We start from the raw sequence: 14,909 nt of genomic DNA, 5'->3' as shown, positions 1-14,909 counted from the left end.
TATACTGAAATGAAAAAAATATTAATAGTAATAATTGCAGTAGTAGTTGCATTTGGTTGTGAGATAGATGAACAGATCAATATCAATGCACCTGCTTTAGATGACATTCTGGAGAGCGCTTCCAAGTCGGAATTAAATAACCTAACCGCTGGTGCTATTGCCGGAATGAGAAATGGACATTCTATTTATGTTACAGCAACAGGAACGATCACAAGAGAGTTATATCTTTTTGACGCAGATCCACGTAATAGAACTGATCTTATTGGCACTGAGGGTTCCTTAGACAATAACTCTTTCTATACCACAGCAAATTGGACGGGTAGGTACAGGGTAATAAAGAACTGTAATATCTTGTTAGATGCACTTGCAGTTGCAGAGGCAGATGTAACTGAAGCTGAAAAGCAAGGTTATAGAGGTTTTGCAAAGACCATTATGGCGCATCAACTTCTTGTACTTTGGGGCGCATACCACAATAGTGGTGTTCGTTTGGAAGTTTCTGATCCTGATAATCCAGGACCAGTAATTACAGACCCTGATGCTGTTCTTCAAGCTATCAGAGACATGCTTGATGACGGAGCAAATGATCTTTCTGGAGCATCATTTGCATTTGCACTTTCTAGTGGATTCCAAGGATTTGATACACCTGCTACATTTTCTCAGTTTAATCGTGCATTAGCAGCTAGAGCAGCACTATATGCTGGGGACATGGCAGATGCAATTACACATTTGGGAGATTCATTTTATGACATCAATGGTGACCTCACAACGGGTCCTAAGATGCCTTTCAGTACAAGTCCAGGTGATTTGTTAAATGATTTATTCAAAACGTCCGATCAAAACGGTAATCAGATTTTTGCTTCCGATACCTGGGTAAATGAAGCAATGGATCCCAGTGATTTGCGACTGAATAAAGTCGTTCAAAGAGATCAGGCTTTTACGGCTTCTGGAATTACCGTTAATTATGAGACAGAGCTATATGCTTCATCAATTAGCTCCATTGATATTATTCGTAATGAGGAACTAATTCTGATATATGCGGAAGCCAATATTGGAATTGATAACAATGAAGCACTTGCTGCTATCAATAGAATAAGAACAGAAGCTGGTCTTGCTACCTATCCTGGAACATATACTGTGACAGTTGAAGATATTTTGGACGAAAGGAGATATTCTTTTTGGTGTGAAGGTCATCGAATGGTTGATTTGAGAAGAACAGGAAATCTAAATGAGTCTTACATTACTTTTGATAATATCACGACTACTGATGCGGATGGTAATGTAATACCAGCAGATCAGGAAGTCTTTACAGAGTTTCCACTTCCGTTAACAGAAATAGGAAGCTAAAAGGATTACACTTTATAAATAAAACCCGCTCATTTGAGCGGGTTTTTTTATGCTGATTCTTCTAGCAGATTAGCCAAATCCAGCGGTCTGGTATACATGTTCAATGATCCATCTGCATTTATTGGCCACACTTCTTTTGGTTTGTCCCAATAAAGTTCAATCCCATTTTGATCAGGATCATTTAGGTAGATAGCTTCTGACACACCATGATCGGATGCTCCTGATATAGGATATTTTGCTTCTCTTAAACGGTTGAGAAGAGTAGCTAAATCTTTTCTGGTTGGCAAGAGAATAGCCACATGAAATAGCCCGGTTGAATCTCTTGGAGGTGGATTCCCATCCTTACTCATCCAGGTATTTAAGCCAATGTGATGATGATAGCCACCTGCAGAAATAAATGCCGCATCTTCTCCATATGTAGTGATCAGCTCAAACCCCAGTAGATCACAGTAAAACTCAAGGGATCTTTGGATATTTGATACCTTCAAGTGAACATGTCCAATAGACGTTGCAGTAGGTATTTTATATGTTTCCATATTTTGATTCATTGGGGCTTCTGTGAATGTCAATTCGAATCACCATCTGGTCTCACACTCATCTAGACAGTATCAGAAATTACAAAAGCATCTCTTTGATTTAGTTTATTATTATCAATTTCAATTTTCCTTCGATGACAAAATATAAGCATCATTACCATCATGATGCACTTTATATAATTCAAAGATGCGTCGGATTTCAGATTAGCTAGAGGATACCAGGCTTCCTGATCTATCAAAATGCATCATCATCTTTTGGAGAAGTAACCATCTGAAGTTTATTTTTCTGATCAGCAGGATCAAATACTTTCTAATCGAATTGGGGCGTGATATCTTTTTTCTTAGGAAAAATCCTTATCTGGAGATACCAGAATAAGCTAGGTTCCAACTCCTTCTACTGAAAATAGAAGTTATTTGATATGTAACTTAAAAGAGGGATGTCTCAAAAGACACCCCTCTTTTTTTTTCTGCCATTTTAGCTAATAGCTGACTAGCAGAACTCTTCGTATACCTGCTCCAGGTGCCCAGCAATCATTTCCGCTGATCGTCCTTCAATGTGGTGGCGCTCTACCATATGCACCAACTCACCATCTTTGAAAAGGGCGATGGCAGGAGAGGAAGGAGGAAAAGGTAACGTGAATTCACGAGCTTTCTGTGTTGCTTCGGTATCAAAACCTGCAAATACAGTAGTTAGATTGTCCGGCTTTTTGCTTGACTTTTCTAGCGAAAGCAAAACGCCTGGTCTGCACGTACCTGCCGCACATCCACATACAGAGTTGATCACTAAAAGAGATGTTCCTTTATGATCTGTTAAATGCTTTTCAACAGCTTCTGCAGAAGTTAATTCTTCGAAACCATTTTGGGTAAGCTGAGCTTTCATCGGAGCTACTAATTCCGCTGGATACATATTCTTATTGTTTAATTAATTAGTTAATTCTTTTTTTTATTCGGTCATTTTCAATTGAAGCTGGTAAGCTTAATGCCTTCTGTAATATTGAGCTTGTCGTGTCATATTGAGCCTTCTAAATATCTCCTCAATTGAAAATTTTCATAATTCATTACATAAAACCAAGTTCCAACTTTGCCTCTTCAGACATCATGTCTGTTGCGTAAGGTGGATCAAAAGTCAATTCAATATTCACGTCATTAATACCCTTAACCGCCCGAACATTGGCCTCAATCTCACTCGGGATACTCTCTGCCGCAGGACACGATGGAGAAGTTAATGTCATGATGATCTCCACGTTATTCACAGGCAGAATATTGATTTCATAAATCAATCCCAGCTCATAAACATCAACCGGAATCTCAGGGTCATAAACGCCTTTGATTGCACGAATAATATCTTCTTTTAGTGCCAGGGTATCGTTATTTGATTTCGTTTCACTCATGATTCTTGTTTTGCTGTTAATGCCAGCGCATACATTTTCATCTGTTTGATCATAGCAGCAAACCCATTGGATCGCTGAGTTCCAATGAATCGATCCATTCCAATCTGTTTTGGAAAATAAATCTCTGCATTCATAACATCCTGTGGAGGTGATTGATTCAATACTCGAACCAAAAGACTCACAAGTCCTTTCGTAATCGCTGTGTTGGAGTCGGCTTTAAACTGAACCCGATCATTATCCAGACCGGCCAGCATCCATACTTTCGATTGACACCCTTTTACAATATTGTCCTCAATGCGTGATTCTTCTGGAAATTGTCCTAACTCAGCACCTAGTTCCATGATGTAGTCCAGCGTCATTTCCATATCTCCATCCAGCATGGAAAACTCCTCTATAATCTCCTCCTGACGTTGTTTGATTAGGTCCATCAGCTAAATTTCTTTACAATGCTCTCCAGCGCATCACAAAAAACATCAATCTCTCCTTTGGTGTTGTAAACTGCAAATGATGCACGCACAGTTCCATCTATTTCCAGGAAATCCATTAAGGGTTGAGTACAGTGATGTCCAGTTCGGACAGCTATACCTCTCACATCCAGCAGTTGCCCTAGATCATACTGATGAACATTTTCAATCAGAAATGAAATGACGCTGGCTTTTTCATCGGAAGTGCCTATAGGCGTGAAACCTTTGATTGATCTTAACTTTTTGTTGGCATATTCCAGCAACTCATGCTCGTAAGCCTGGATGTTTTCATGACCCATTTCATCAATGAAATCCATTGCGTACTTGAAGGCAATCACTTCTCCAATATTAGGAGTTCCTGCTTCAAACTTGTAAGGAATATCATTATAGGTGGTTCCGTTGAAGGAAACATCTTTGATCATTTCACCACCGCCTTGATACGGAGGCATATCTTCCAGTATTTCTCTTCGCCCATAGAGTACACCAACTCCGGTTGGACCATACATCTTATGACTGGACAGTGCAAGGAAATCACAGTTAAGCTCCTGAACGTCAATTTTGATATGAGGAGCGGCTTGTGCAGCGTCTATCAGGGTTGTGGCTCCAACATCCAATGCTGCAGAAACTATTTCTTTTACCGGATTGATGGTACCGAGTGAATTCGAAACATAATTCACAGCAACAAGCTTCGTCCTTTCACTTAGCAATTTCTTATATTCCTCCAACAGGATTTCTCCTTTCTGATTGATTGGAATCACTTTTATGATGGCCCCTGTTCGCTCTGCAGCCAGTTGCCACGGAACAATATTGGAATGATGTTCCAGTTGGGAGATTAGGATTTCGTCTCCTTCTTTCAGGTATTTAGAACCCCAGGCTTGCGCCACAAGGTTTATGCTTTCTGTGGTGCCTTTTGTGAAAATAATCTCATCTGCCTCCGCAGAATTGATAAACTCATGTACTCGCTCGCGTGTTTCTTCAAAAGCCTTAGTGGATCTTTCTGCAAGCGTATGAATGCCTCGATGGATATTAGCGTGATCCTTTTCGTAAAACTGAATTAGAGAATCAATAACTCGTTTTGCAGTTTGTGATGAAGCAGCATTGTCAAGGTAAATCAAAGGCTTACCATTCACTTCCTGATTTAGGATCGGAAATTGTTCTCTGATTTTTTGAATATCCAACGATGCGGATGCCACACTCATTAGCTTAGTTTTTGATCAATCAAACCTTGAATCTCTTCCCGCACAGATTCAATTTTCACTTGTCCCATGGTTTCCAGTGCAAATGCATTCAAGATCATTGCTTTGGCATTTTTCTCATTGATACCCCGGGCTCTTAAATAAAATATTGCATCTTCATCCAATTGGCCTGAAGTACAACCGTGTGAGCATTTCACATCATCCGCCCAAATCTCCAATTGAGGTTTGGTGTGTAGTGTTGCATCTTCCGAAAGAAGGATATTGTTGTTCGACTGGAAGGCATTGGTCTTCTGTGCATCCTGACGAACGTAAATTTTCCCGTTAAACACACCGGTAGATTTCTCATCCAAAATACCTTTATAAAGCTCATTGCTAAATGAATTTGGCTTTAGATGGTCTACAGAGGTATTGTTATCAACATGTGATTTCTTATCCAAAAGGAATAAGCCATACATATGACCTTCACAGTTTTCATCATCCAGATTGATGGTTAGGTTATTTCTAACCATCGCACCTTCAAAGGAGAACGTGTTGTTGTAGAAATGGGAGTCTCGGGAAACACTGGCCACAACCGTTTCATGACTGTAAGTATCAGTGTTGTAATTCTGCACTTTGGTATGGTATCCAAATGCATTTTTACCTACTGTGAAACCTATGTACGAGTTTGTGAATGTCTTAGTGCCTTCCGGAGTGATAAGTTTCTCTACAATTCTAAAGGTTTGACCGTCCTTGACATTGACTTTAATTCGAGGATTTGAGAATCCATTCGAATTAAAATGATAGATGAAAACCGGCTCCTTATGTCCTGAGGTAATTCTCAGTTCTTCTGTAGCGTAAGCAGCATTCAGCAAGCTAAACGGGTCATGTTTTCCTTCCGAAACCTCTGCTACTTCATAGGTTAAATCTTCTGAAATAGTCGATTTCTTCACTGAAAGTGATCCATTGATGAAAACCAAATGGCTACCGTTTTCTTTATATAACTTATCTGCGTTGAAGATTTCACTTCCTTTAGCTTCAAAGTCAATGTTCTTTTCCAATAAAGAAGTAATGGGCGTGAACTTGTAGGCCTCTGACTTTCGGTGAGGTAGCCCCACTTCGTTCAGCATTTCAAGCGCATGTTTTTGTGACTCGTTACCTTGAAACTTACTCGCTAAATGTTCTAATATGGCAGGTGCATCCATGATCATACTGCTGCTACTTCTTCTTTGATCCAATCGTATCCTTTTTCTTCCAGCTCATGCGCCAGACTTTTATCTCCTGATTTGACAATCCTTCCTTGATAAAGCACATGCACATAATCAGGAATGATATAGTCCAGTAGGCGCTGGTAGTGTGTCACTACAATCGTTGCAGAAGTATCACTTTTCAATTTATTTACGCCATTAGCTACAATCTTCAACGCGTCAATATCTAATCCGGAATCTGTTTCATCCAGAATGGAAAGTTTAGGCTCAAGCATTGCCATTTGAAATATTTCATTTCGCTTTTTCTCTCCACCAGAGAAGCCTTCATTCAATGATCTGCTTAATAAAGCCTGATCCATATCGACAAGCTTCATTTTCTCTTTCATCAACTTTAAGAAATGTACCGCATCAAGGGCTTTCTCACCTCTAGCTTCTCTCACCTGATTGATTGCGGTCTTCAGAAAGTTAGTCGTGGAAACGCCAGGTATTTCAACCGGATATTGGAATGCAAGGAAAATACCTTTTTGCGCTCTTTCCTCAGGGCTCAGCTCAAGTAAATCTTCGTTTTCGTAAGTAACTGAACCTTTAGTGATATCATAATCTTCTCTTCCTGCCAATACTGAAGCGAGGGTGCTTTTGCCGGAACCATTTGGTCCCATAATGGCATGAACCTCACCTGCTTTTACTTCCAGGTCTATTCCCTTCAATATCTCCTTGTCCTCAATCGAGGCATGTAAATTTTTAATGCTTATCATACGTATGTTGAATTGACTTATCCTACGCTACCTTCAAGGGTCAGCGCCAATAATTTTTGAGCTTCTACTGCAAACTCCATTGGGAGCTTATTCATTACTTCTTTTGCAAATCCATTCACAATAAGAGCTACAGCAGTTTCTTCATCTATGCCTCTTTGCTGGCAATAGAAAATCTGATCTTCACCAATTTTCGAGGTAGTAGCCTCATGCTCTATTTGTGCTGATTTATTCTTGATATCTATGTACGGGAAAGTATGCGCGCCGCATTTGTCTCCCATGAGTAGAGAATCACATTGTGAGAAGTTTCGCGAATTCTCTGCTCGCTTCATGATCTCCACCTGTCCTCTGTAGCTATTTTGAGATTTACCGGCTGATATTCCTTTTGATACGATTCTTGATCGGGTGTTTTTCCCGATGTGAATCATCTTCGTACCTGTATCTGCTTGCTGGTGATTGTTAGTAACGGCCACTGAGTAAAACTCACCAACTGAATGATCACCCTTCAGTATACAAGACGGATACTTCCATGTCACGGCAGATCCTGTTTCTACTTGTGTCCACGAGATTTTAGCATGGTCACCAGCGCAGATTCCACGCTTGGTTACGAAGTTGTAAATACCTCCTTTGCCATTCTTATCCCCCGGGTACCAGTTTTGTACGGTTGAATATTTTACCTCTGCTTTTTTAGCGGCATAGATTTCTACTACTGCAGCGTGTAGCTGATTTTCATCTCTCTGTGGAGCCGTGCAACCTTCGAGATATGAAACATAACTTTCATCTTCAGCTACAATTAAAGTTCTTTCAAACTGTCCTGTGTTCGCCGCATTGATTCTGAAGTAGGTAGAAAGTTCCATCGGGCATCTTACTCCTTTTGGGATGTAGCAAAATGATCCATCTGTAAATACCGCTGAGTTTAGCGCTGCGAAATAGTTGTCGTTCATAGGTACAACAGAACCTAAATATTTTTTAACTAATTCAGGATGTTCCTGAACCGCCTCACTGAATGAACAGAAAATCACACCTAGCTCAGAAAGCTTTTCCTTGAAAGTAGTAGCAACGGACACAGAGTCAATTACCGCATCAACAGCTACTCCTGTCAATCGCTTTTGCTCCTGCAATGAAATACCCAGTCTTTCAAATGTCTTTAGCAATTCCGGATCTACCTCATCCAGATTTTTTGGCTTTTTATCTTGTTTTGGGGCAGAATAGTACCGGATACCCTGATAGTCTACTTTAGGGTATTTGACGTTAGCCCAATTGGGCTCAGTCATTTTCTCCCATTGACGGAAAGCTTTCAGCCTCCAGTCCAGCAGCCATTCCGGTTCTTCTTTTTTAGCCGAAATGAAACGAATGATATCTTCATTGATCCCCAAAGGAGCCTCATCTGCCTCAAAATCTACAGACCAACCGTGCTCGTATTCCCTGGAGGTAAATTCTTCTAATATTTGTTCGTCAGTGCTCATTAATTACGCTTCGTTTCAAAGTGCAAAGGTACACCTTATTTATAGTAATTCTAAATAAGAACAACGAAGTTATAAGATGGTTCAGCGATATGATAAGTTATTCTTATACGTCAATAAGCTTATCAAATCCCAAATGCTTATTCACACTTTCTTCTAGTGAAATAAATGTCTCAGTGCTTTCAATTCCATCTACACTTTGGATTTTATCGTGGAGTACGTTTCTTAAATGCTGTGTGTCCCTGCAGTAGATTTTACAAAAGATGTTGTAATTGCCTGTGGTATATCGAATCGTCACAATCTCCGGAATTTTCCTCAATTCGCTCACTACCCGATCGTAAAGCGAGCTTTTTTCAAGGTAAATACCCAAAAAGCAAGTGATGTCATAACCTAGTTTACTGTAATCGATCTTTAAAGTAGTGCCGCGAACAATGCCCATTTCCTCTAATTTCCGCATTCTTACATGAACCGTTCCTCCGGAAACGAACACTTTTTTAGCTACCTCAGTGTATGGCATCTTGGCATCTTCTGATAAAATATTCAGAATCTTAAGATCCACGTTATCAATCTCATAATTTTTACTCATTTACTATTCTTTATATTATTAAATTGTTAACAAATCAATAATTAATTTATTTATAATGTAAATTTTAATGCAAATTATTGAATAAATTTTAATAAAGTAGTCTTTCTATTAAATTTGAATCATCAAACACACTGTAGAGTGGTGAAATTGGCAGACATGCCCTCCTCTCTCGGGGGTGGAGATAAGGGATAAATCCCGGTATGTTCTCTCATGAAAACATCAAGAGAGAACGCTCGGGACTAACTGCTCCTTGGAGGTTCGAATCCTCCCTCTACAGCTTTGGGTTAATGTTGTTTATTTTGAGGTCTTGGTAGGGGTGCCAAGACCTTTTTTTGTGGCCAATACTTTTTCAGTAAACCGCATACCTTATCTTTAGGAGCTCTTAAAATCAACACACCCAAATATGAAGAAACAACCTTGGCACGCCAGCTACCCGGATGGTGTAAGTTTGGAAATAAACCCAGATAGTTACAGTTCATTACCGGAAATGGTAGATGAACGAATCAAAGAATATAGCGATCTGGTAGCTTTTGAAAATATGGGAAAGGAAATGACTTTCTCTGAGTTGGGTCAGGCCATTGATCAATTTGCTTCTTATCTTCAGAATCATACCAATCTAAAACAAGGTGATCGTGTAGCCATTCAGATGCCTAATTTGCTCCAGTATCCTGTAGTACTTTATGGTATTTTAAAAGCTGGAATGGTGGTTGTAAACACCAATCCGCTTTATACACCGAGTGAAATGCTCCATCAGTTTAATGATTCCGGAGCAAGAGCAATTGTTATCGTGGAAAATTTCGCCTCTAATCTGGAAGAGGTTTTGAAAGAGACACAAATTGAAACAGTGATTCTTACTAAGATTGGAGATATGATCGGAGGCCTGAAAGGTGGAATTGTCAACTTCGTAGTTAAGAACATCAAAAAAATGGTGCCGTCTTACAATTTACCTGAAGCAGTCAGTTTTAAGGATGCGCTGAAGCTTGGTTCTGAAAAAGATCCGTCCAAAGTGGCTATTGAAAGCTCTGAAATCGCTTTTCTTCAATATACAGGTGGAACAACAGGCGTATCTAAAGGCGCTATGCTAACTCACAGAAACGTAATCGCAAATATCGAACAGGTTTGCGAATGGATGCTCCATGGTGGGCTGGTCGAGCGAAAGGAGATTTTTATAACCGCACTACCGATGTATCACATTTTTGCATTGACTTGTAATGCATTGATGACGGTAAGAATTGGTGCAAGGAATGTATTGGTAACCAACCCAAGGGACATGAAGGCATTCTTAAAGGATCTGGGTAGACATCAATGGACCATACTTACAGGTGTAAACACATTATTTAATGGGTTGCTAAACCAACCTAATTTCAAAAATCTTGATTTTTCAAAAGTCAAATTTTCTTTTGCTGGAGGGATGGCGCTCCAAAAATATGTTGCTGATAAGTGGTTTGAGGTCACAGGCACGCCAGTTTCAGAAGGGTATGGGCTCACGGAAACATCTCCTGTTTTGACGGCAAACCCGCTGAGAAAAGATGCCAAGACGGGTTTTATTGGTATGCCGGTACCAAGTACCGAAATAGTCATACTGGATGATGATGGAAAAGAAATGAAAACCGGTGAGCGAGGTGAGTTGTGTGCAAGAGGCCCTCAGGTATTCGAGGGATATTGGAACAGACCAGAAGAAACTAAAAACTGTTTTCATGAAGATTGGTTTAAAACCGGAGATATTGCCGTAATAAATGAACAAGGCTTCTTTAAAATTGTTGACCGTAAGAAGGAAATGATTTTAGTATCCGGATTCAATGTGTATCCGAATGAGATAGAGGACTGCATAGCACTGCATGACAAGGTTTTGGAAGTAGGAGCTATAGGGGTGCCGGACAAGAAATCTACTGAAGCTGTAAAGGTTTACATTGTAAAAGCTGATGAAAGTCTGACTGAAGATGAGATAAGGGAGCATTGCAAGGAAAACCTAACAGGCTATAAACGGCCTAAATACATTGCTTTCATAGATGAATTGCCAAAATCGAATGTAGGGAAAATTTTGAGACGAATACTGAAAGAAAATGATTTAAAAACAAACACTTACGATTAACAATGAGATTAACTTTTACTGTTATAATCACTTTTTTTTCAACTTTATTATTTGCCCAAAATACAACCAATACTGATACTACCTACTGGCGAATCGGCGGTACAAGTTCCCTCACTTTTTCACAGGTGTCATTGACAAATTGGTCTGCCGGTGGACAAAACTCGGTTGCTATCAATTCAAATTTCAGCATTTTCGCTAACCGCGTAAAAGGACGTGGTAAGTGGGAAAACTCAATGGATTTGGCTTATGGATTAATTAAACAAGGGACTGCTGGATTTAATAAATCTGATGATTTAATCAACTTTGCAACCAAGTATAGCTATAAGGTAAATAAGGATAATGGTAAATGGTTTTACAGTTCGCTATTAGACTTTAGGACGCAGTTTTATGAAGGGTTTGATGAAGAGGGAGTATTTATTTCCGATTTCATGGCACCAGGATACCTGACTATTGGTCTTGGAGTCTCCTATGATCCAAGTGATCAATTAAGTTTTTCCTACAAACCGATTACCGGCAAATTTACTTTTGTAAATAATCAGGAGTTAGCTAATCAAGGCGCTTATGGTGTGGATCCTGCGGTGTTTAATGCAGATACAACAGCTATCATTACGCCGGGCAAGCAGTCACGAGCTGAATTCGGTTCTTTTTTTAGAGCAAAGTACAAAAACGATATTTTTGAAAGTAAACTGGAGCTTTTCACAAGCTACCTGGAGGATTTCGGGACCATAGATGTGAATTGGCAAAACGCATTGGTGATGCAACTAACCAAAGTACTTTCAGCGAATGTTTTTACGCAATTAATATATGATAAGGATATTAAAATAGGTGCCGATGATAATGGAGATGGTGAAATCAGTGAATCTGATGGGGAATTGAAAGATCGGGTTCAGTTTAAAAATGTGCTTGGAGTAGGGCTTACTTATAAGTTTGGAAAACAGAAAAAGCAATAAAACCTTGATGTGGAGGAGATCAAAAATGATTTTGATGTATCCTTGCCGATCAAGCAATAAAATTTAATTAAAAGAAGAGAGATGCCAGAATTTAGTGCTGTGGAAGGTATGAAATACATTTATCCGATCCTGATCGGATTTATGGTTGTTGAATACCTTGTCGCCAAAGAGAACTATGAATTAAAAGACTCACTTGCAGGATTTGGAATTGCACTAGGAGCCTCCATCGTTGCTTCCTTCACTAAAGTATTTACTGTAGTCGTAATCTTTCAGTGGTTTTTTGACACACTTGCACCATTGCGTGAACAATACCTGGGCTATACTTCAATTGGCTGGGCCTGGTGGGCCTGGGTTTTGGCTGTGCTAGCAGATGATTTCAATTTCTACTGGCATCACAGATTGAGTCATACAGTCAGAGTTTTGTGGGCAGCCCACGTTCCTCACCACTCATCAAAGAATTTTAACTTTGCTGTTAGCATTCGAAATGGATGGTTTATTACGCTATATAAGCCTGTGTTTTGGCTTTGGATGGCCTGTATTGGTTTTGAGCCAATCATGATAGGTACTGCTTTAATTATAAATGCTACCTACCAGTATTTTCTCCATACCAAGTTGCTCGGTTCTCTAGGGTTTATAGGAAAGATATTTAATAATCCATATGTGCATGCGGCACATCATTCAAGCAACGTGGAGTATTTAGATAAGAATCACGGAGGCATTTTTCTTTTCTGGGATCATGTATTTGGGACATGGCAAAATATTATTCCGGGTGTTGAGCCGAAATATGGAATTTTGAAAGACCCTGAGACCTACAATCCAATCAAATTAAACACACATGAATTTGAGGCTATTTTCAAAGATGTAAAAAAGGCAAAAAGCTTTAAGGAAGCATTGATGTACATTTTTGGTCCTCCGGGATGGAGTCCGGATAACAGCACATTAACTGTAAAACAAATACAATCTGGAGCAACCCCTCAGGGAGAGACTTCAAGCACCAGTTCTGAAGCAGCTTAAGATTCAAATAATACCTAATCATGAAAACTGATAATTGGAAACTGATCCAGATTATCGGTACCTATATCACCATCACTCTAGTTCAATAATTTAAAACAGAGTAAAAAATATATGCAAGAATTTAGTGCGGTAGAAGGGATGAAATACATCTACCCAATTTTGGTTGGGTTTATGATATTAGAGTATTTGGTAGCAAAGAAGAATTATGAATTAAAAGACTCTTTGGCGGGCTTTGGTATTGCTTTGGGTGCTTCCGTCGTGGCAGCCTTTACAAAAGTATTTACGGTATTAGTCGTATTCCAATGGTTTTTTGATGTTCTGGCACCATTTCGAGCGCAATACCTTGGGTATGCATCTATTGGGTTTGCCTGGTGGGCATGGGTTTTAGCTGTTTTAGCAGATGATTTTAACTTTTATTGGCATCACCGTTTCAGTCACACTGTAAGATTGCTTTGGGCAGCACATGTACCTCATCACTCTTCTAAGAATTTTAATTTTGCTGTAAGCATTAGAAATGGATGGTTTATTACGTTATATAAGCCCGTGTTTTGGTTATGGATGGCTTGTGTTGGCTTTGAGCCAATCATGATAGGAACGGCATTGATTATCAATTCTACTTACCAGTATTTTTTACATACCAAGCTATTAGGGTCACTCGGGTTCTTAGGTAAAATCTTTAATAATCCACACGTCCATGCCGTTCACCATTCCAGCAATGTGGAATATTTGGACAAAAATCATGGTGGGATTTTCCTTTTATGGGATCATGTGTTTGGGACATGGCAAAACATCATTCCCGGGGTGAAGCCTAAATATGGAATCCTGAAAGATCCTAAGACTTACAATCCGATCAAACTAAATACACACGAGTTTGAAGATATTTTCAGAGATGTAAAAAGGTCGAAAAGCTTTAAAGAAAAGTTCATGTACATCTTTGGCCCTCCGGGATGGAGTCCGGATAACAGTACATTGACAGCAAAGCAAATACAAGCCGGGGAATCTCCAAAGGAGGAAGAACCAGCTAGTGCTGCGGCGTAGAGGCTACATGCGACTTGATATACACATCACGTTGCGGGAACGGAATTTCAATTCCCTTTTCTTTGAACTTCTCGAAGATTGCAAAGTAAAGCTCGGTCTTAAGTCTTCTTGGTTTATCTGTGTGAGTAGATGTCCAAATGGCGAGTGTGAAGTTGAGAGAACTATCTCCAAATTCATCAAAAAAGACATGTGGTGCCGGGTGCTTGAGAGCATGTTCATTTTCATCCGCTACTTTCAGCAAAACGTCCTTCACCTCCTCCGGATCTTCCTTATAGCTAACACCTACAGGAATATCAAATCGAATGTTTCGGTCATTATGACTCCAATTGATTACTCGTGAGGAAATAAATTCAGAGTTAGGAACGATGATGGAAACATTTTCATTGGTCAGGATCGTAGTAGCCCGAACGGAAATATTGATCACATCACCTTCAGTGTCACCTACCACTATTCGATCACCGACTTTTATTGGCTTTTCAAAAAGGATGATGATTCCTGAGATGAAATTGTCTGTAATGTTCTGAAGGCCAAACCCAATGCCCACGCCCAAAGCCCCAGCCAAAAGGCTAAGTGAGCTCATATCTATTCCTGCACTTTGGATGATGAAGATTGAGCCGATAAACATGATCATCACGCGTGTGATCAGGCCAATGGAGTTTCTGGCTCCTTTTTCCATATTGGCTTTCACCAATATTTTATTCACCAATAAGTTTCGAAAGCGCTTTGCGACAAAAGTCAGGATGATGAAACTGACCAGGAAATAGATAATAGTACCAAGAGTGATTTTACTATTCCCGAGATCAAAAAGATTGGTTGTAAACAATTCACCAACTTTTGTCAGAAATTCAATCAGACTTTCCCAAACACCTCTTAATGATTCCATTTAATAATTTCTTATA

The 14,909-nt window shown here is 39.5% G+C and carries 15 protein-coding genes; 5 read left to right on the top strand and 10 right to left on the bottom strand.

Going from position 1 to position 14,909, the window contains the following annotated elements:
- Positions 1–9: 9 nt before the first annotated feature.
- The gene (locus RIC88_RS05080) at positions 10–1,344 is read left to right on the top strand and encodes a RagB/SusD family nutrient uptake outer membrane protein (RefSeq protein WP_350216413.1); all 1,335 of its coding nucleotides are present in this window, start codon (positions 10–12) and stop codon (positions 1,342–1,344) included.
- Positions 1,345–1,391: 47 nt separating this feature from the next.
- On the opposite strand, the gene RIC88_RS05075 is transcribed toward RIC88_RS05080, so the two are convergent.
- From RIC88_RS05075 to RIC88_RS05035, 9 genes are all read right to left on the bottom strand, one after another.
- Positions 1,392–1,880: a VOC family protein gene (locus RIC88_RS05075; RefSeq protein WP_350216412.1), complete on the bottom strand. Its 489-nt coding sequence runs from the start codon at positions 1,878–1,880 to the stop codon at positions 1,392–1,394.
- Positions 1,881–2,370: 490 nt separating this feature from the next.
- Positions 2,371–2,787 (bottom strand): BrxA/BrxB family bacilliredoxin, encoded by a 417-nt coding sequence (locus RIC88_RS05070; protein ID WP_350216410.1) that lies wholly within the window; start codon positions 2,785–2,787, stop codon positions 2,371–2,373.
- Positions 2,788–2,938: 151 nt separating this feature from the next.
- Positions 2,939–3,271: an iron-sulfur cluster assembly protein gene (locus tag RIC88_RS05065; RefSeq protein ID WP_350216409.1), complete on the bottom strand. Its 333-nt coding sequence runs from the start codon at positions 3,269–3,271 to the stop codon at positions 2,939–2,941.
- Positions 3,268–3,699 (bottom strand): SufE family protein, encoded by a 432-nt coding sequence (locus tag RIC88_RS05060; protein ID WP_350216408.1) that lies wholly within the window; start codon positions 3,697–3,699, stop codon positions 3,268–3,270. The genes RIC88_RS05065 and RIC88_RS05060 overlap by 4 nt, the downstream gene beginning before the upstream one ends.
- Complete coding sequence (locus RIC88_RS05055) at positions 3,699–4,934, bottom strand: aminotransferase class V-fold PLP-dependent enzyme (RefSeq protein WP_350216407.1); 1,236 nt, start codon at positions 4,932–4,934, stop codon at positions 3,699–3,701. Before RIC88_RS05055 ends, RIC88_RS05060 begins: the two co-directional genes overlap by 1 nt.
- Positions 4,934–6,145, bottom strand: coding sequence for a Fe-S cluster assembly protein SufD (gene sufD / locus RIC88_RS05050; RefSeq protein WP_350216406.1), 1,212 nt, complete (start codon positions 6,143–6,145; stop codon positions 4,934–4,936). The genes RIC88_RS05055 and sufD overlap by 1 nt, the downstream gene beginning before the upstream one ends.
- Positions 6,115–6,870, bottom strand: a complete 756-nt coding sequence (sufC, locus tag RIC88_RS05045; protein ID WP_350216405.1) for a Fe-S cluster assembly ATPase SufC — start codon at positions 6,868–6,870, stop codon at positions 6,115–6,117. The genes sufD and sufC overlap by 31 nt, the downstream gene beginning before the upstream one ends.
- Before the next feature lie 17 nt (positions 6,871–6,887).
- Positions 6,888–8,333: a Fe-S cluster assembly protein SufB gene (sufB, locus tag RIC88_RS05040; RefSeq protein ID WP_350216404.1), complete on the bottom strand. Its 1,446-nt coding sequence runs from the start codon at positions 8,331–8,333 to the stop codon at positions 6,888–6,890.
- 103 nt (positions 8,334–8,436) lie between these two features.
- Positions 8,437–8,916 carry an Lrp/AsnC ligand binding domain-containing protein gene (locus RIC88_RS05035; RefSeq protein ID WP_350216403.1) on the bottom strand — a complete coding sequence of 160 codons (480 nt, stop codon included), beginning with the start codon at positions 8,914–8,916 and terminating at the stop codon, positions 8,437–8,439.
- 403 nt (positions 8,917–9,319) lie between these two features.
- Between RIC88_RS05035 and RIC88_RS05030 the strand changes: the two genes are divergently transcribed.
- From RIC88_RS05030 to RIC88_RS05015, 4 genes are all read left to right on the top strand, one after another.
- The gene (locus tag RIC88_RS05030) at positions 9,320–11,008 is read left to right on the top strand and encodes an AMP-binding protein (protein WP_350216402.1); all 1,689 of its coding nucleotides are present in this window, start codon (positions 9,320–9,322) and stop codon (positions 11,006–11,008) included.
- A 2-nt stretch (positions 11,009–11,010) separates the two neighbouring features.
- The gene (locus RIC88_RS05025; protein WP_350216401.1) at positions 11,011–11,958 is read left to right on the top strand and encodes a DUF3078 domain-containing protein; all 948 of its coding nucleotides are present in this window, start codon (positions 11,011–11,013) and stop codon (positions 11,956–11,958) included.
- Between the two features lie 81 nt (positions 11,959–12,039).
- Positions 12,040–12,972: a sterol desaturase family protein gene (locus RIC88_RS05020; protein WP_350216400.1), complete on the top strand. Its 933-nt coding sequence runs from the start codon at positions 12,040–12,042 to the stop codon at positions 12,970–12,972.
- A gap of 111 nt (positions 12,973–13,083) precedes the next feature.
- Positions 13,084–14,010, top strand: a complete 927-nt coding sequence (locus RIC88_RS05015; RefSeq protein ID WP_350216399.1) for a sterol desaturase family protein — start codon at positions 13,084–13,086, stop codon at positions 14,008–14,010.
- On the opposite strand, the gene RIC88_RS05010 is transcribed toward RIC88_RS05015, so the two are convergent.
- A complete protein-coding gene (locus RIC88_RS05010) occupies positions 13,994–14,893 on the bottom strand; it encodes a mechanosensitive ion channel family protein (RefSeq protein ID WP_350216398.1) in 900 nt (299 codons plus the stop codon). The two genes, RIC88_RS05015 and RIC88_RS05010, sit on opposite strands and share 17 nt — an antisense overlap.
- Positions 14,894–14,909: the final 16 nt, after the last annotated feature.

This window comes from Ekhidna sp. (assembly GCF_040220215.1).
Lineage (GTDB): Bacteria > Bacteroidota > Bacteroidia > Cytophagales > Cyclobacteriaceae > Ekhidna.
This window is presented reverse-complemented; position numbering and strand designations above follow the sequence as displayed.

Coding starts and splice junctions, on each gene's coding strand:
- RIC88_RS05010 (WP_350216398.1), bottom strand. CDS start 14,893: ATGGAATCATTAAGAGGTGTTTGGGAAAGTCTGATTGAATTTCTGACA.
- RIC88_RS05035 (WP_350216403.1), bottom strand. CDS start 8,916: ATGAGTAAAAATTATGAGATTGATAACGTGGATCTTAAGATTCTGAAT.
- RIC88_RS05065 (WP_350216409.1), bottom strand. CDS start 3,271: ATGAGTGAAACGAAATCAAATAACGATACCCTGGCACTAAAAGAAGAT.
- RIC88_RS05060 (WP_350216408.1), bottom strand. CDS start 3,699: ATGGACCTAATCAAACAACGTCAGGAGGAGATTATAGAGGAGTTTTCC.
- RIC88_RS05070 (WP_350216410.1), bottom strand. CDS start 2,787: ATGTATCCAGCGGAATTAGTAGCTCCGATGAAAGCTCAGCTTACCCAA.
- RIC88_RS05055 (WP_350216407.1), bottom strand. CDS start 4,934: ATGAGTGTGGCATCCGCATCGTTGGATATTCAAAAAATCAGAGAACAA.
- RIC88_RS05080 (WP_350216413.1), top strand. CDS start 10: ATGAAAAAAATATTAATAGTAATAATTGCAGTAGTAGTTGCATTTGGT.
- RIC88_RS05075 (WP_350216412.1), bottom strand. CDS start 1,880: ATGGAAACATATAAAATACCTACTGCAACGTCTATTGGACATGTTCAC.
- RIC88_RS05030 (WP_350216402.1), top strand. CDS start 9,320: ATGAAGAAACAACCTTGGCACGCCAGCTACCCGGATGGTGTAAGTTTG.
- sufC (WP_350216405.1), bottom strand. CDS start 6,870: ATGATAAGCATTAAAAATTTACATGCCTCGATTGAGGACAAGGAGATA.
- RIC88_RS05015 (WP_350216399.1), top strand. CDS start 13,084: ATGCAAGAATTTAGTGCGGTAGAAGGGATGAAATACATCTACCCAATT.
- sufB (WP_350216404.1), bottom strand. CDS start 8,333: ATGAGCACTGACGAACAAATATTAGAAGAATTTACCTCCAGGGAATAC.
- RIC88_RS05025 (WP_350216401.1), top strand. CDS start 11,011: ATGAGATTAACTTTTACTGTTATAATCACTTTTTTTTCAACTTTATTA.
- RIC88_RS05020 (WP_350216400.1), top strand. CDS start 12,040: ATGCCAGAATTTAGTGCTGTGGAAGGTATGAAATACATTTATCCGATC.